Annotated in this window: 16 protein-coding genes; 14 read left to right on the plus strand and 2 right to left on the minus strand. The window is 70.8% G+C overall.

The annotated features are described in order from the left end of the window. Nucleotides 1-18 precede the first annotated feature (18 nt). Nucleotides 19-636, plus strand: coding sequence for a hypothetical protein (locus ACZ4N4_RS22060; protein ID WP_467591212.1), 618 nt, complete (start codon nucleotides 19-21; stop codon nucleotides 634-636). A gap of 36 nt (nucleotides 637-672) precedes the next feature. Here the strand turns inward: ACZ4N4_RS22060 and ACZ4N4_RS22065 are convergent, their stop codons facing one another. Then, entirely contained in the window at nucleotides 673-2,022 is a 1,350-nt protein-coding gene (locus ACZ4N4_RS22065) for a M14 family metallopeptidase (RefSeq protein WP_467591214.1), read from the minus strand. A 285-nt stretch (nucleotides 2,023-2,307) separates the two neighbouring features. Here ACZ4N4_RS22065 and ACZ4N4_RS22070 point away from each other — a divergent pair, with 285 nt between their 5' ends. Beyond that, nucleotides 2,308-3,228: an MEDS domain-containing protein gene (locus tag ACZ4N4_RS22070; protein ID WP_467591217.1), complete on the plus strand. Its 921-nt coding sequence runs from the start codon at nucleotides 2,308-2,310 to the stop codon at nucleotides 3,226-3,228. A 148-nt stretch (nucleotides 3,229-3,376) separates the two neighbouring features. Here ACZ4N4_RS22070 and ACZ4N4_RS22075 read toward each other — a convergent pair whose 3' ends face one another. Further along, complete coding sequence (locus tag ACZ4N4_RS22075) at nucleotides 3,377-5,101, minus strand: chitinase (RefSeq protein WP_467591219.1); 1,725 nt, start codon at nucleotides 5,099-5,101, stop codon at nucleotides 3,377-3,379. Nucleotides 5,102-5,336: 235 nt separating this feature from the next. Between ACZ4N4_RS22075 and ACZ4N4_RS22080 the strand changes: the two genes are divergently transcribed. From ACZ4N4_RS22080 to ACZ4N4_RS22135, 12 genes are all read left to right on the plus strand, one after another. After that, nucleotides 5,337-6,233 carry a hypothetical protein gene (locus ACZ4N4_RS22080; protein WP_467591222.1) on the plus strand — a complete coding sequence of 299 codons (897 nt, stop codon included), beginning with the start codon at nucleotides 5,337-5,339 and terminating at the stop codon, nucleotides 6,231-6,233. 63 nt (nucleotides 6,234-6,296) lie between these two features. Further along, nucleotides 6,297-7,001, plus strand: coding sequence for a Flp pilus assembly protein CpaB (gene cpaB / locus ACZ4N4_RS22085; protein ID WP_453568758.1), 705 nt, complete (start codon nucleotides 6,297-6,299; stop codon nucleotides 6,999-7,001). 12 nt (nucleotides 7,002-7,013) lie between these two features. Continuing rightward, nucleotides 7,014-8,264 (plus strand): AAA family ATPase, encoded by a 1,251-nt coding sequence (locus ACZ4N4_RS22090; RefSeq protein WP_467591225.1) that lies wholly within the window; start codon nucleotides 7,014-7,016, stop codon nucleotides 8,262-8,264. A gap of 218 nt (nucleotides 8,265-8,482) precedes the next feature. Continuing rightward, nucleotides 8,483-8,812 carry a pilus assembly protein gene (locus ACZ4N4_RS22095; RefSeq protein WP_467591228.1) on the plus strand — a complete coding sequence of 110 codons (330 nt, stop codon included), beginning with the start codon at nucleotides 8,483-8,485 and terminating at the stop codon, nucleotides 8,810-8,812. Next, on the plus strand, nucleotides 8,809-9,150 hold the full coding sequence (locus tag ACZ4N4_RS22100) for a TadE/TadG family type IV pilus assembly protein (protein ID WP_365794195.1): 342 nt from the start codon (nucleotides 8,809-8,811) through the stop codon (nucleotides 9,148-9,150). Before ACZ4N4_RS22095 ends, ACZ4N4_RS22100 begins: the two co-directional genes overlap by 4 nt. Nucleotides 9,151-9,168: 18 nt before the next feature. Then, nucleotides 9,169-10,506: a CpaF family protein gene (locus tag ACZ4N4_RS22105; protein ID WP_453568752.1), complete on the plus strand. Its 1,338-nt coding sequence runs from the start codon at nucleotides 9,169-9,171 to the stop codon at nucleotides 10,504-10,506. A gap of 3 nt (nucleotides 10,507-10,509) precedes the next feature. Then, complete coding sequence (locus tag ACZ4N4_RS22110; RefSeq protein ID WP_467591232.1) at nucleotides 10,510-11,454, plus strand: type II secretion system F family protein; 945 nt, start codon at nucleotides 10,510-10,512, stop codon at nucleotides 11,452-11,454. A gap of 12 nt (nucleotides 11,455-11,466) precedes the next feature. Beyond that, nucleotides 11,467-12,354 carry a DUF5936 domain-containing protein gene (locus ACZ4N4_RS22115; RefSeq protein ID WP_467591235.1) on the plus strand — a complete coding sequence of 296 codons (888 nt, stop codon included), beginning with the start codon at nucleotides 11,467-11,469 and terminating at the stop codon, nucleotides 12,352-12,354. A gap of 16 nt (nucleotides 12,355-12,370) precedes the next feature. Then, entirely contained in the window at nucleotides 12,371-13,585 is a 1,215-nt protein-coding gene (locus tag ACZ4N4_RS22120) for a sensor histidine kinase (RefSeq protein WP_467591238.1), read from the plus strand. Beyond that, on the plus strand, nucleotides 13,582-14,358 hold the full coding sequence (locus tag ACZ4N4_RS22125; RefSeq protein WP_467591241.1) for a response regulator: 777 nt from the start codon (nucleotides 13,582-13,584) through the stop codon (nucleotides 14,356-14,358). The genes ACZ4N4_RS22120 and ACZ4N4_RS22125 overlap by 4 nt, the downstream gene beginning before the upstream one ends. A gap of 108 nt (nucleotides 14,359-14,466) precedes the next feature. Beyond that, the gene (locus ACZ4N4_RS22130; protein WP_362172351.1) at nucleotides 14,467-14,655 is read left to right on the plus strand and encodes a Flp family type IVb pilin; all 189 of its coding nucleotides are present in this window, start codon (nucleotides 14,467-14,469) and stop codon (nucleotides 14,653-14,655) included. Then, the gene (locus tag ACZ4N4_RS22135) at nucleotides 14,652-15,290 is read left to right on the plus strand and encodes a pilus assembly protein TadG-related protein (RefSeq protein ID WP_467591824.1); all 639 of its coding nucleotides are present in this window, start codon (nucleotides 14,652-14,654) and stop codon (nucleotides 15,288-15,290) included. Before ACZ4N4_RS22130 ends, ACZ4N4_RS22135 begins: the two co-directional genes overlap by 4 nt. Nucleotides 15,291-15,293: the final 3 nt, after the last annotated feature.

Raw genomic sequence — 15,293 nt, forward strand, 5'->3', positions numbered from 1 at the left:
TGGACCATACTGCCCGCTGTGGAGCAGCGCATAGGAGCCAACAGCCAGCCCCTGGAAGGCGCCGGATTCGACCCGGCCTTCATCCCCGGGCTCACCTCGCCCGCGTCCGCCCAGCCGGAGGACGCGCAGGCGAAGGACGCGGAGGCGAAGGCCGCCGAGGCGGAAGAGGGCGAGGCCGTCGAGGGCACGGCCGAACCGGCGTCCGCGACCTGGGTCGCGGCGGACGAGGACGACGACGAGGAGACCGTCGACGGTCCCCTCTTCGAGGCCTCCGACCGGCGCGCCCGGATAGTGGCCGACCGCCAGGGCGTGCGCCTCAGTCTCGACGAGGAGAAGTGCGAGTTCCGCTGGGACGAGATCGGCGCGATCGAGACCGAGGCACCGCGCTTCGGGAAGCGCTTCACGATCACCGTCCACACGCCGGACCGCCGCTGGTATCCCATCGAGATCGAGGCGACGTCCCGCTCCCGCTTCAAGGAGTGGGAGGACGACCTGGACGCGGTCCTGGACGCGTACTTCGAGGACGGCGAGGCAGAGGAAGACGCCCTGGAGACGGACGACAAGACCGAGGCCGAGGACAAGACCGAGGCCAAGACCGAGGCCGGAACCGAGGACAAGGTCCGCGACGAGAAGTAGCCCGGCGCAGGCGGGCGGCCCCGGTCCCGTGGCCGCCTAGCCGCAGTACTGTGCCTCCTTCCCGATCGACCGGTACATGCAGTCCGCGTTCTCCAGCAGCTGGAACACCGCGTCCCGGTTCCGGGAGGTCTCCCGCTCGATCACCTCGTCGGGCGGATAGAACCCGCCCCCGAAACTGGACGTCGGGTACATCTCGAACGTGAAGTCGAAGATCTTCTGCGTACCCCACAGATAGTCGTCGATCGACCCGTCCGTGATGTACAGATCGCTGGACTGCTCCGGCGTGTAGCCGTTGCTGGCCGCCATCTTCTGCCCCACGGCCTTGAACGCGGCCGCGTCGTCCGCGGTCATCCCGGTGGCGGTGTCGGCCGTCGTGTACCCGTACGGCCACAGCACCAGTTCGCTGTACGTGTGGAAGTCGATCCCGGCCTTGATCTGCTGCTTCCCGCCGACGACCCGGCTGCGCACGAAGTCGGCGACGACCTTCACCTCGGGCGCCGACTCGGCGGCCGCGCCCCGGTAGGTCTCCGCGGACGTGCTGCCCGAGGAGCCGCCGCAGCAGCCCCATCGGTAGTTCCAGTTCCGGTTGAGGTCCGTACCGACGTACGAGGAGCCCGAGTTGGGCTGCCGGTTCTTGCGCCACGACCGGTACGAGCCGGTGGCGATGTCGTACTCGCCGCCGTCCGGGTTGAGGTCCGGCACGATCCAGATCTCCCGGCTGTTGACGATGTTCGTGATCCGGGGGTCGGAGCCGTATCCCGCGCCCAGCTCCCGCAGCAGATACAGCGCCATCTCCACCGTGAGGTGCTCGCGCGCGTGCTGGTGGAAGGTGAGGAGGACCTCGGGTTCGTTCTCGTCCGTCGCCACGTTGTCGCTGACCTTGACGGCGACGATGTCCCGGCCCTGGTACGACTTGCCGATCACCTGCCTGCTCATGATGGCGGGGTAGGCGGCGAGCCGCTGGCCGATCTCGGCGTTCGCCTCGGCGTAGTTGTGGTACTTCGAGTCGGCCGTCGGGAAGTCGAACAGGCGCAGCCCGTCGGCGGCGGTGGACCGGTCGGGGGCCGCGCCGAGGGGCGTGACGTCGTAGCCGAGGCGTTTCAGCGCGGCGATCTGCTGGGCCCGTCCGGAGACGACCACCGTCTCCTCGTCGGCCTCGTCCACGGTGACGCCGGTCTGCTGGATGGCCGCGCGGGTCACCGGGGTGGTGCTCTGGTGGATCTCGTACTGCCGGACGTCGTCGGCCGAGGGCGGCGCCGGGCGCGCGCTGTCGGCGGACGCGTGGGTGGCCGTCGCCGACACGGGGGCCGCGAGGGCGAGGGCCAGCAGGGCGCCGAGCGCGGCGGTCCGGCCGCGGGCGCCGGAGCCGCGAATGCGAAGTCGCATGAAGTCTCCTGGGGGAGGTGGGGGTGGTTCAGTGCGACGTGCCTGTGCAGTTGTTGTGCGAAGGCTGTGCGAGTGTCGCTCATCGTCCAAGGAATGGCATGGACAGGTCAAGACGGTAAAATCAGCCGCGGATACCGGCCGTGCGAAACGGCGCGCAGATTACGCCTTTACCCCCAACCGCAGGTGGCCCCCACCGAAATACACCCGCCCGCGTGACGTCCATGTGCGTCTGCCCGGTCCCCCGGGAGACCGTGGACGGAGGGCCAGAAGGAGGGCTGGGTGATGATGAGCACCGGTACGAGCGCGCGCCCCGCCGCGGCCGAGGGCCACTTCGACCACCGGATGGCCGTGTTCGGCTCGGACGAGGCGTTCGTCGCCGCCGCCCTGCCCTTCCTCGCCGAGGGGCTCGCCGCCCCCGACGAGCCTCCGCCCGTCGCCATCGCCGCCCCCGGCCTGCTGGCCGCCCTGCGCGACGCGCTCGGCGCCGACGCCGGGGACATCGGCTTCATCGACCACACCGACTGGTACACGGGCACGGCCGCCAACGCCGTGGCCCAGGGCGCCGGCTACCTCGCCGTGAACGCCGGGCCCGGCGGCCGTGTCCACCTGCTCATGGAGCCCGACTGGGCGGGCCGGGCCGGTCGTTCGGTACGGGAGAGCACCGAGTGGATCCGCTACGAGTCCCTCGCCAACCTCCTGTTCGCCCCCTTCGCCACCACGGTCCTGTGCGCGTACGACAACCGGACGGCGGGCCCGGCGGTCGTCGACGCGGCCCGCCGCGCCCATCCGGGTACCGGGGTGTACGAGCAACCGCCGGTACTGGTGCGCGAACTGGACGCCGTACCGCTGCCCCCGCCACCGCGGACGGTCATCCGGCTGCCGGCCGCGGAGTCGGTGGGCGCCTGGGCGGCCGGGCAGGGGCTGGCGGCCGCGGACGCGGAGCTGTTCGCACGGGCGGTCGTGGCCGCGGCCGGCGCCCATGGTCCGGTCGTCGAGTTCCTGGCCTGGGGCGAGGCCCCGGCCTGCGTCTGCGAGCTGCGGCTGTGCCGGGCCGTGGGGGACCCGCTCGCCGGGTTCGTGCCGCCGCCGGCCGGGGAGCCGGAACCCGGGCAGGGGCTGTGGTTCACCCGCCAGGTGTGCGCGTACGTCGATGTGCGGGACGGGGCGCCGGGGGACCGGGCGAAGATCCGCGTCCAGTACGCGTGAACGGTGGTTCGGGCTCGGAACGTGTGAGTGCGACTGGCCCCGCCGGGTGGGCCGCGACGGGGGGTGGTCGTCGCGGCCCGTTCGCGGGGGCGGGGGCTGGTCGCGGCCCCTTGGGCGAGTTCACCCAGGGGGCGCTTTCCAGTGACCGCTACGGCAGGCCGTGGACGTGGGCTCCCACCGAGTTGGACCACGCGTTGCCCGACGACGCGTCCCAGTTGGTAGACCAGGTCATCGCGCCCCGCAGGTCGGGGTACGCCGTCGACGGCTTGAAGGAGCCGCAGTTGGTGAGCTTGGTCAGGCAGTCCAGGGCGTTGTTGACCACCGTCGGCGAGACGTAGCCGCTGCCCGCCGCGCTGGTCGACGCCGGCAGCCCGAGGCCCACCTGGGACGGCGACAGGCCGCCCTGCAGCTGGATGCAGGCCAGTGCGGTGAGGAAGTCCACCGAGCCCTGGCTGTACACCTTGCCGTCGCAGCCCAGCATGGAACCGCTGTTGTAGTACTGCATGTTGACGACCGTGAGGATGTCCTTGATGTTCAGGGCCGTCTGGAAGTACCCGTTGGACGTCGACTGCATGTCGATCGTCTGCGGTGCCATGGTGATGATCAGCGACGAGCCCGCCTTCGCCGACAGCGAGCGCAGCGCCTGGCTCATGTAGGTGGCGTTGATGCCGTTCTCCAGGTCGATGTCGACGCCGTCGAAGCCGTACGTCTGCATCAGCGAATAGACGGAGTTGGCGAAGTTCGTCGCGGAGGCCGAGTCGCTCACCGAGATCGTGCCGTTCTGGCCGCCGATCGAGATGATGACCTTCTTGCCGGCCGCCTTCTTGGCCTGGATGTCGGCCTTGAACTGGTCGACCGTGTACCCGCCGAGCCCGGCGGAGTCGAGGGTGAAGCTCACCGCGCCCGGTGTGCCGGTCGCGTCCGCGAAGGCGACGGCGATGATGTCGTAGGAGGAGGGCACGTCGGAGATCTTCTGGACGGTCGCGCCGTTGTTGAAGTTCTGCCAGTAGCCCGTCACCGCGTGCTTGGGCAGCGTGCCGCCGCCGTTGCCGCCGGAGGCGGTGGTGGTCGCCGTCACCGCCGTCGACTTGGCGGACTCGCCCGCCGAGTTGGTCGCGGTGACCTGGAAGGAGTACGACGTCGAGGCGGCGAGCCCGGTGATCGTGGCCGAGGCGCCGGTGACCGCGGTGATCTTGGTGCCGTTGCGGTAGACGTTGTAGCCGGTCGCGCCCGACACCGCGCTCCAGGACAGGGACGCCGAGGACGACGTCGTACCGGAGACCGCGAGGCCGGTCGGGGTCGCCGGGACGGTCGGCGTCGGGTCGGAACCGCCGCCGCCGTCGGGGCCGAAGACCGAGAAGTCGTCGGCGTAGTAGGCGGCCTGGCCGTACCAGCCGTGCGTCCAGACCGTGACCGAGGTGGTCGAGGAACCGGTGGTGAAGGTCGTCGACAGCTGTGTCCAGGACGTGTTCGGGGTCCAGGTCGACACGTCCGTGGTGCCGGTGCCGGTCACCCCGAGGTAGGTGTAGGAGCCCTGCACCCACGCGCTCAGCGTGTAGGTGGAGTTGGCCTTCACCGCCACCGTCTGGCTGCACTGGGCGTAGTCCTGCCCGGCCGGGGTCGCCTTGAGGGCGGCGGCGCCGGAGTGGACGGGGGAGGAGACGGTCGTACCGCTGGCGGCGGAGCAGGTCCAGTTGGCGAGGGCCGACTCGAAGCCGGCGTTCTTCACGTTGTTGACATCGGCGGCGGAGGCCGGGGAGGAGGCGAGGCCCGCCATCGCGAGGGCGGTGGCGAGCGCGGCCACGGCCGACCAGGTTCGGATACCTCGCTGTCCGGCATGCCGGGACACGAGTCGGGGGATGAGTCTGGGCATGACAATCAAGGTGGTCCAGACCAATTCACGTGTCAATAGGTCCAGACCAAATTCAAAGCCGCCGCTGACCGGGTCAGGCCCCGGTCATATGCTCAACCTGTCCCGATTTGAAGCTACTTGTGTGGTCACGGATCCCAGACAGCTGGACAAACGCTGTTCTCCGGTCACAGAGGCGTGGTTACAGTGCTGAGGTAGTCACGCAATGAAGTCGTCCCGGCTCATTGGAGTAACACCGGTGGGCCGCCGGGGTGTGAAGAGCGGGGAGCTGCGCGTGCCAACTGCCATTGCCGTGACCAGCGCCGACATGGCGCTGCCGGTGCAGGACGAGCGGACCATGCCCGCGGTCGTGCTCCGGGACCTGGACCAGCGGCCGCTCGACCAGACCCTCGCCGAGTTCGTGGCGCTCATCGAGCAGCACGGGCACGTGATCGTCGTCTGCTCCGCGGCCGTACCCGAAGCCGTGACCCGGCGCCTGCACACCCTGCGCTCCCTGCTGGAGAGCGACCGGATCGCCTTGTTCCGCCCCGACCTGCCGCCCCTCGGCATCGCCGTCCTGGCCCGGCAGTTGCGGCAGCTGGCCTCCTGCGACCTCAGCCCCGGCGTCCTCGCGTCGGCCGGCCGGCTGCTCACCCACTACATCCACTCCGGCGCCGTCCTCGGCTCGGTCGCCAAGCTGGACCGGGTCCCGGTCACCCTCAAGGCGCACGCCAAGTCCTGGATGCCCGGCACCCAGTTCGCCGTCGTCGCGCACCCCCAGCCGCGACTGGTCCGGATCGGCCCGGACGCGACCCTGCCCGGACCCGAGTTCAGCACCTGGATGCTGGTCGCCAGGGGACAGCTGCAGTCCGAGTGGATCGGCGGCCTCGCCAAGACCTGGGGCTCCTACGGCCTGCGCGAGACCCCGCTGCCGGCCGAGTCGTCCCGGTGGTGGGGGACCGGCCGGATGATCGAGTTCACCAGCTACCTCGCCGACCTGTCGGTCCTCTACCAACTGGTCACCTCGGTCCGGCGGACCAGCTGTCACTGGTGCGGCATCGACGTCATCGGCGACCGCTGTGTCTTCTGCTCCGCCACCCCGCCCGTCTACGACCCCCCGGCGCACCGCGCGCTGGAGCAGCGGACGCCCGCCTGACCCGTACCACCCACCGCTCGGTTCCCCCACTTCCCCGCTTCCCCCGATGAGGTCGCACGGTCCATGAACTCCCGTCAGCGCCGCGGCGTGATACTCCTGATCCTGTCGGTGATCTGCGCGCTCGGCGCGTTCGCCGGCGTGCTCTCGGTCATCGACAACGCGAAGTCCGAGGTCGGCCCCAAGGTCACCGCGTACAAGGTCCGGTCGGACGTCAAGCCGTACACGACCCTGAGCGCCGGCCAGTTCGAGAAGGTCGAGATGCCCAAGCGGTGGCTGTCCGCCAACGCCGTCACCAGCCTCAGCGCGATCGAGGGAAAGATCGCGGTCACCACGCTGAAGAGGGGCTCGCTGCTCCAGACCGACATGATCGTCGCCCAGCCCGCGCTGAAGGCCGGCCAGCAGGAGGTCGCGATCATGATCGACGCGGCCACCGGAGTGGCCGGCAAGATCACCCCGGGTTCGCTGGTCAACGTCTACGCCACCTTCCAGGGCAAGCAGCAGAGCGACCCCGACCAATCGAAGATCATCGTGACCGACGCCCGGGTCCTGGACGTCGGCGCCCAGCTCAGCTACGTGGACCCGGACAACCGGAACCAGCAGCCCAGCGACGCCGTCCCCATCACCTTCGCGCTGTCCACGCTCGACGCCCAGCGCCTCACCTACGCGGAGTCCTTCGCCCAGCGGGTCCGGCTGGCCCTGGTCGCGCCCGGCACGACCACCACCGTGCCGGACAAGGACCGCACCTACGAACTCGCGACGGACAAGTGAGAGGCGCCTCGCATGCCCATCAGGATCCTCCCCGCCGTCGGTGACGCGGACGCCGTCCGCTCCCTGGTCTCCCTGCTCAGCCAGCTCCCGGACAGCGAACCGCTGTCCCCCGTCGTCGACTCCACCCAACTCGTCGACACCCTGGCCCGGTTCGCCGCCGAGTCCGTCGACGAACTCCCCGAGGTCGTCGTCGTCCACGAACGCATCGGCCCGGTCCCGGCCCTGGAGCTGATCCGCGAGGTCGCCCTGCGCTTCCCCGCGGTCGGCGTCGTCCTCGTCACCACCGACACCAGCCCCGGCCTGTTCGCCGCCGCGATGGACGCCGGCGCCCGCGGCCTGGTCGGGCTGCCCATGAGCTACGAGGAGCTGGCCGGCCGCGTCCAGGCGGTCGCCCAGTGGTCCACGGGCGTACGGCGCCACCTCGGCCACGGCGCGGACGCGTTCGCCGGCGTCGGCGGGACCGTCGTCACCGTCAGCGGCGCCAAGGGCGGGACCGGCGCGACCCTGGTGGCGATCCAGATCGCCCTCGCCGCGCAGGCCTCCGGCCACTCCACCGCCCTGGTCGACCTCGACCTCCAGACCGGGGACGTCGCCTCCTACCTGGACGTCCAGTTCCGCCGCTCGGTCGCCGACCTGGCCGCGGTCAACGACATCTCCCCCCGCGTGATGGCCGAGGCCGTCTTCCGCCACGACTCCGGGCTCGCCCTGCTCCTCGCACCCGCCGAGGGCGAACGCGGCGAGGAGGTCACCGACCGGGCCGCCCGCCAGATCCTCAGCGCCCTGCGCTCCCGCCACGAGATCGTGGTCGTCGACTGCGGCGCCCAGCTCGGCGGGGCGGGCGCGGCGGCCGTGGAGACCGCCGACCTGGCCCTCCTGGTGACCACGCCCGACGTGGTCGCCGTACGCGCCGCCAAGCGCACGGTGCGGATGTGGGACCGGCTGCAGATCCGCAAGGCCGAGGAGACCACGGTGGTCGTCAACCGGCACACCAGGGCCACGGAGATCCAGCCGGCCCTGATCCAGCGGATCACCGGCACCGCGCTGGCGGGGACCCCGATCCCCGCCAACTTCAAGGAACTCCAGGGCGTGGTGGACGCCGGACGCGTCCACGAACTGGACGCCCGCAGCACGGTGAAGCAGGCGCTGTGGGCGCTGGCCGGGGAGCTGGGCCTGGTACGGACGGCGGAGGGGACGGTGCCGCGCCGGGCGCGGGGCGCGGAGCGGCCGGCGGTGGGATTCCGGCGGCGGAGGGAGCTGCCATGAAAGGCCGTCGGCCGGGTGCGGGTGCGTGGGGGCTGGCCGCGCAGTTTCCCGCGCCCCTTGGGCGCGCTTCAGCGAAGCGCGTCTTCGAAGCGTCCCGCAAGGAAGCGCCCCGTAGGGGCGCGGGGAACTGCGCGCTCAGCCCCCACCGGCCCGCACCCGGCCGACGGCCCGCCGCGCCCGCACCCGACCGCGGCCAAGTCACTGTCGAACTCCTCGGCATGACCCCGGTCATCATCCTCACCCTCGTGCTCATGTGGCAGGCCGTCCTCGTCGGATACGCCGTCACCCTCGCCGGAAACGCCGCCGACGAGGGCGTACGCGCGGGCACGGCCGTCCCCCGGGGAGAACGGTTCGGTGTCTGCGAGCAGGCCGCGCTGAAGGATCTCTCCAGCGCCTGGCGGGAGGGGGCCACGGTGGACCGGTGCGGCGGCACCGGCATGGTCACCGCCGACGTCTCGCTGCGCGTCCCGGTGCTCTTCCCCGGCACCATCGACTTCCCCGTCACCGTGCACGGCCACGCCGGCACGGTGGAGGAGGTGAAGCAATGACGCGTCGCACCGAGCGCGACCGCGGCCAGGTCGCCGTCGAGTACCTCGGATTCATCCCGGTGCTGCTCATCGTCGGGCTGGCCGGCATCCAGCTCGGCGCCGTCGCCTACGCCGCCGAGCAGGCCGGGACGGCGGCCCGGGCCGGGGCCCGGGCCGCCTCGCTGAGCCAGGACGTCGGCGCGGCCTGCGCCGGCGCGGTCAGCGGCGGGATCGACGTGAGCTGCGCGTCCTCCGGCGGCGGCGACTCGGTCACCGTGACCGCCACCGTCCACATCCCGAAGATCGTCTGGGAGCTGGGCAACGCCACCAAGTCCGCCACGATGCCCGTCGACCACTGAACGAGGAGCACGGCAACCATGAGCCTGCGGGCACGTATCAACTCCCCCGAGGAGCACGGCAGCCGGGGCGAGGACGGCCATCTGGTCTCCTCCTACCGGGCCAAGCTCCTGGAGGAGATCGACCTCGCGGAGATGAGCGCGCTGGCCGCCGCCGAGCGCCGGGCACGCCTGGAACGCGTCCTCGGTCACATCATCAGCCGCGAGGGCCCGGTGCTGTCGACCGTCGAACGCTCGCAGCTGATCCGCCGGGTCGTCGACGAGGCCCTCGGCCTCGGCATCCTGGAACCGCTGCTGGAAGACGTGTCGATCACGGAAATCATGGTGAACGGCCCCGATGCGATCTTCGTCGAGCGCGGCGGCCGGGTCGAGCAGCTGCCGCTGCGGTTCGCGTCCGCGGACCAGCTGATGCAGACCATCGAGCGGATCGTGTCGACGGTCAACCGCCGGGTGGACGAGTCGAATCCGATGGTCGACGCCCGGCTCCCCTCCGGCGAACGCGTCAACGTGATCATCCCGCCGCTCTCCCTGACCGGCCCCATCCTCACCATCCGCCGCTTCCCGCGCTCCTTCACCCTCCAGGAGCTGATCGGCTTCGGCTCGCTCGACGAGCCCATGGTGTATTTGCTGGCCGGCCTGGTGCAGGCGAAGTTCAACATCATCGTCTCCGGCGCCACCGGCACCGGGAAGACCACCCTGCTGAACGCCCTCTCCGGGCTGATCCCGGCGCACGAGCGCATCATCACCATCGAGGACTCCGCCGAACTCCAGCTCCAGCAGTCGCACGTGGTCCGCCTGGAGTCCCGCCCGGCGAACGTCGAGGGCAAGGGCCAGGTCAGCATCCGCGACCTGGTCCGCAACTCGCTGCGGATGCGCCCCGACCGGATCGTGGTCGGCGAGGTCCGCGGCGGCGAGTCCCTGGACATGCTCCAGGCCATGTCCACCGGCCACGACGGCTCGCTCGCGACCGTCCACGCCAACAGCGCGGAGGACGCCCTGACCCGGCTCCAGACCCTGGCCTCCATGTCGGACGTCGAAGTTCCCTTCGTCGCCCTGCACGACCAGATCAACAGCGCGGTCGAGGTCATCGTCCAGCTGACCCGATTCGCCGACGGCGCCCGGCGGATCACCGAGATCGCGGTGCTGGACAGCCACGGCAGCGAGCCGTACCGGCTGGCGACGGTGGCCCGCTTCGACGCCCGGCCCATGACCCACGACGGCCATGTCCACGGCGCCTTCCAGTACTTCCCGCTCCCGCGCCGCACCGCCGACCGCCTCTACATGGCGAGCCAGCCGATCCCGCAGGCCTTCGGCGTGGCCCAGCACTTCGACCAGCTCACCACCCGAGAAGCGAGGTAGGCCATGACCCTCCATGACCTCGTCACCCTCACCACCGGCATCACCCTGCTGACCTGCCTGCTGGCCGTGGTGGGCCTGTACACCTACGCCTCCGGCCGGGCCCAGCGCGCCGCCCTCGTGGACCGCCTCTCCGCCACCGGCCAGGCCCCGCTCACCGGCCGCCGGCGCCGCTTCCGCAACCTCGACCGGCGGCTGCGCGGCACGGGGATCGGCAGGCGGCTGGAACTCCGGCTGGCGGCGACGGGCCTGGACGTGACGCCCGGCGAGTTCTTCGTCTACCTGCTGGCCGCCGTCGTGGCCCTCTGGCTCATCGGCCAGGCCGCCCTGGCTCCCTTCTTCGGGCCGATCGCCGGCCTCCTCGGGGTCTTCGCCGCCGTGCAGTTCCTCAACTGGCAGCGGCAGAAACGCATCGAGCGGTTCATCGCACAACTCCCGGAACTCGCCCGCATCCTGGCCAACGCCACGCACGCCGGACTCGCCCTGCGCACCGCGATCGGCATGGCGGCGGAGGAGCTGGAGGCCCCGGCAGGCGAGGAACTGGGCAAGGTGGCCGACCAGTTGGCGATCGGCCACACCATGGACGACGCACTGGGCGAACTGACCGACCGGCTCCCGTCCCGCGAGCTGGTCGTCCTGGTCACCACGCTCGTCCTGTCCAACAAAGCGGGCGGTCAGGTCGTCTCCGCCCTGCGCAACCTCACCGAGACCCTGGAGGAGCGCAAGGAGACCCGCCGCGAGGTCCGCACCCAGCTCTCCCAGGTGACGATGACGTCGTACGCCGTCCCGGTGCTCGGCATCGGCGCCCTGTTCCTGATGAACGGGGTCAAGGGCGACACGCTGGACCGCATGACGGGCACCACCCTGGGCCAGGCGGCCGTGCTCATCGCCTTCGGCCTCTACGTCATCGGCTTCGTCCTCATCCGCCGCCTCAGCCGCATCGACGTATAGGGGGCTGTGACCATGGAACTACTCCTGGCCCTCCTGATGGCCCTCGGCGTCTGGGGTGTCTTCGCGGGCGTCCGCATGTACCGCGCGGACGCGAAACTCCCCGCCGACCTGGCGATCGCCCTGGAGGTGGGCGCCACCCGCACCGGCGCCGCCAACTCCCTCATCGACCGCATGGGCATGCGCTACGCCCCCGCCGTCCTACGCCTGATGGGCCCGCGCCTGGTCGCCAAGTACCGCCGCAGGATCGACCTGGCGGGCAACCCCGGCGGCCTGACGATCGACCGGTACGCGGCCCGCCGGGCGGTCTACGGCGCACTCGGCGGCGTCGGTTTCCTGGTCTTCCTGCTGAGGGGGCAATGGCTGATGGCCGTTCTCCTCCTCCTCTTCGGCGCGTTCTGGACGGAGGTCGGCATCTGGTCGGCGATCCGTGTCCGCAAGGACGTCATCGAACGCACCCTGCCCGACTTCCTGGACGTCCTCGCGGTGGTGGTGAGCGCCGGCCTCGGTTTCCGGCAGGCCCTGGACCGGGTGGCCTCGCACTACGAGGGCCCCTGGGCGGACGAACTCCGCATCACGCTCCGCCAGCTGGACCTGGGCATGAGCCGCCGCCAGGCCTTCGCGGAACTCCGCCGCCGCAACGACTCCGAACAGGTGGCGATGTTCGTCACGGCGCTCCAGCAGGGCGAGGAACTGGGCGCGCCGATCGTCGACACCCTGGTCGCCCTGGCCAAGGACATGCGTCGTACGGACGCCCAGAACGCCCGCCGCAAGGCGGCCCGGGCGGTGCCGAGGGCCACGCTGATGATCACCACGTTCATGGTTCCGGCCACGATGCTCCTGCTGGCCGCCGGCCTGCTGCTGGGCTCCGGGGTCGACTTCGGGTCGGTCACGGGGAAGTAGCCGAGGGAGGGCGGTGATGGTGATGGCGGCACGGGAGGACGACGGGAAGGTCGAGATCCGGGCCCTGCGGGCGATGGGCCGCCAGGTCTTCGGCTTCCGCCTGGCGATGATCGCCGTGGCGGCACCCGCGGCCCTCCTCAACGCCACCCCCGGCCTGGGCACCCGCCTGGTCGGCTCGGCGGTGGTCGTCACCTTCATGATCTCGTACGTCCTCTTCCGGGACTGGCAGCGCTTCGGCCCGCTTCTCCTGCGCCACCCCACCCTGCTGGCCGCCGACACCCTCTTCGGTTCCTTCCTGCTGGTCTCGGCCGGCCCCGACACCACCCTGGCCTACGTCAGCGTCTGCACCCCGCTACTCGCAGGCCTCCTCTACAGCTGGCGCGGAGCGGCGGTCTTCGCCTCTCTCCAGTCGCTGATCCTCCTGGTCGTGGAGGAGACGCTGGAGCACCACACCGGTGTGGCGGACTCCCTCCTGCTGCCCGGCCTCTGCGTGATCACCGGCGCGATGGGCTCCACACTGCGCACCCTGATACTCCGCTTCGGCACCGCCACCGAGGCCCTCACCGAGACCCGCGCACGCCTGGCGGCGACGGAGGCGGTGAGCGCCGAACGCGCCCGCCTGGCCCGCGAGATGCACGACTCGGTGACCAAGACCCTCTACGGCGTCGCACTGATCGCCGACGGTCTGGCGGAGTCGGCGGCCGCGTCCCCGGACCGCCTGGACCCGGCGCTGATCAGACAGCAGGCGGAACTGGTGGCGAACGCGGCCCGCAAGGCGGCGGAGGAGTCCAGGGACCTGCTGACGGACCTGCGGACCGCGACGGACGCGCACCCCTCGGACGTACTGGCGGAACTGGAGTCCCTGGCGGCGGACTTCACCACCCGCACGTCCCTGCCCGCCACGTACGACGGCCCGGCCGGCCCCTTCCCCCTCGCCCCCGCCGCGAGCCGCCAGCTGCTGAGCATCGCGGCGGAGGCCCTGGAGAACGCGTACCGCCACGCACGCGCGACGAGGGTCGAGGTACGGGCTCGGACCACGCCCACCCACCTGGTGGTGACCATCCAGGACGACGGCCGGGGCCTGCCCCCGGACGCGACTCTCGAAGACCTGCGCCGCGCCGGCCACTTCGGCCTCCTCGGCATGACGGAACGGGCCGCGTCGATGGGCGCGTGCCTCCGGTTGACCACCGACGAGGGCACCGAGGTCCGCGTGGAGGTGCCACTGACATGACGGAGACGAGAGGAGGCCCCCCGATGCCGCAGCACCCCTTCACGGAGCGCGAAGAGCCACCGCCCCCGCCCCTGCGCGTCCTGGTGGCCGACGACAACCCGGTGATCCGCGCGGGCCTGACGGCCGTTCTCCGTGCCGCGGACGGCCTCACGGTCGTCGCCGAGGCCGACGACGGCCGCGCGGCCTACGAGGCGGCCCTGCGCCTGCGTCCCGACGTCATCCTGCTCGACGTCCGCATGCCCGGTGTCGACGGCATGTCGGCGCTGCCGCACCTGGTTCGCCTGGCCCCGGTCATGATGCTGACGTACAGCGACGAGACGGAGATCGTGCAGGAGGCCGTACGCCTGGGCGCCGGCGGCTACCTGGTCCACGGCGAGTTCACGACAGCACAGCTGGCGCAGGCGGTACGGGACGTGGGCGGCGGCCGGCCGCACTTCACACCGACGGCCACGAACGCATTGCTGGCCCATATCAGAGGCCATGCAACTGCACACGCAAAACCCGAACTACGCGCCCTCCCAACACATTTTCCACCCAAAGGGCTTTCGCAACTGCAATCAGCTGTGGGACAGTCATCGAGGTCCCGTTTTCAACTGAGCGGCAGGGAGGCGGAGATCATGAACCTCATCGCGTCCGGCATGAACAACCAGCAGATCGCCGCCGTCTGCTTCATCAGCGAGAAGACGGTCAAGAACCACATCAACCGCATCTTCGCCAAGCTCCACACCGCCACCCGCGCCCAGGCGACGGCCAAGTGGCTGGGGGTGTCATGAGGCTGAACAGGATGAACTGGGTCCGGATTTGGGTCCTGGGACCCTCCGCGGACGGGTATGTTCCGCCGTACGTTGCCACGATCGGAACCGAACCCGGAGGGGAGCACCATGAGCGACCGGATGCTGAGGATGCTTGTCGCGCTGCAGCGCCGCGCCGACGACCGGGGGCAGACCGCGGTCGAGTACCTGGGGATCATCGCGGTGGTGGTGGCGATCGTGCTGGCGATCACGGGTACGAGTATCGGTCAGACGATCTACGACGCGATCACCTCGAAGATCGCCGAGGTCACCGGCTGACGGACGCGCGCCGTTACCGAGACGCGGGGCAGGCCTTTCCCATCTACATCACGGTGGTGGCGGGTCTGCTCTTCCTCGCACTCGCCTACCTGGCGGTCGGCCAGGCCGCGGTGAATCGCAATGGCGCCCAGACGGCCGCCGACTCGGCGGCTCTCGCGGCGGCCCTCGACACCCGTAAGCAACTCGCGGACCAGTGGCTGCTGGACGTTCTCGACCCGACCAAGTGGCAGGACGTCTTCCAGGGCAATGTCCTGGTCTCCGACTCGTGCTGGCGCGCCGACCAACTCCTGTCACAGAACGACGCCACCCGTCTGCAGTGCCATGCGGAAGGTCCGCTGAGCTATGAGGTCGAGGCCCGGACCAACAAATCGGTGGGGGACTCCGTCGTACCCGGTACGGAGAACGTCAAGTCGCGGGCGCGGGCCACAGCGGTGATCGAGTCGCTCTGCACGTTCCCCGCCCCGGACCCGTCTCCAACCCCTTCCCCGGACCCCACCGCGAGCCCCTCCTCGGGCGACGACCGGCCGCTGCCCGAACTCACTTGCCGGGGCCGTGGTGTCTGGGACCTGGACCCGCACCACCTCACGGATCTCCCGAAACCCGAGGACCTCTTCGACGTCCATCTGGCCGACTGACAA

Source organism: Streptomyces sp. NPDC026538, assembly GCF_055567535.1.

Coding starts and splice junctions, on each gene's coding strand:
- ACZ4N4_RS22125 (WP_467591241.1), top strand. CDS start 13,582: ATGACGGAGACGAGAGGAGGCCCCCCGATGCCGCAGCACCCCTTCACG.
- ACZ4N4_RS22110 (WP_467591232.1), top strand. CDS start 10,510: ATGACCCTCCATGACCTCGTCACCCTCACCACCGGCATCACCCTGCTG.
- ACZ4N4_RS22130 (WP_362172351.1), top strand. CDS start 14,467: ATGAGCGACCGGATGCTGAGGATGCTTGTCGCGCTGCAGCGCCGCGCC.
- cpaB (WP_453568758.1), top strand. CDS start 6,297: ATGAACTCCCGTCAGCGCCGCGGCGTGATACTCCTGATCCTGTCGGTG.
- ACZ4N4_RS22100 (WP_365794195.1), top strand. CDS start 8,809: ATGACGCGTCGCACCGAGCGCGACCGCGGCCAGGTCGCCGTCGAGTAC.
- ACZ4N4_RS22095 (WP_467591228.1), top strand. CDS start 8,483: ATGACCCCGGTCATCATCCTCACCCTCGTGCTCATGTGGCAGGCCGTC.
- ACZ4N4_RS22115 (WP_467591235.1), top strand. CDS start 11,467: ATGGAACTACTCCTGGCCCTCCTGATGGCCCTCGGCGTCTGGGGTGTC.
- ACZ4N4_RS22075 (WP_467591219.1), bottom strand. CDS start 5,101: ATGCCCAGACTCATCCCCCGACTCGTGTCCCGGCATGCCGGACAGCGA.
- ACZ4N4_RS22105 (WP_453568752.1), top strand. CDS start 9,169: ATGAGCCTGCGGGCACGTATCAACTCCCCCGAGGAGCACGGCAGCCGG.
- ACZ4N4_RS22070 (WP_467591217.1), top strand. CDS start 2,308: ATGAGCACCGGTACGAGCGCGCGCCCCGCCGCGGCCGAGGGCCACTTC.
- ACZ4N4_RS22120 (WP_467591238.1), top strand. CDS start 12,371: ATGGTGATGGCGGCACGGGAGGACGACGGGAAGGTCGAGATCCGGGCC.
- ACZ4N4_RS22065 (WP_467591214.1), bottom strand. CDS start 2,022: ATGCGACTTCGCATTCGCGGCTCCGGCGCCCGCGGCCGGACCGCCGCG.
- ACZ4N4_RS22090 (WP_467591225.1), top strand. CDS start 7,014: ATGCCCATCAGGATCCTCCCCGCCGTCGGTGACGCGGACGCCGTCCGC.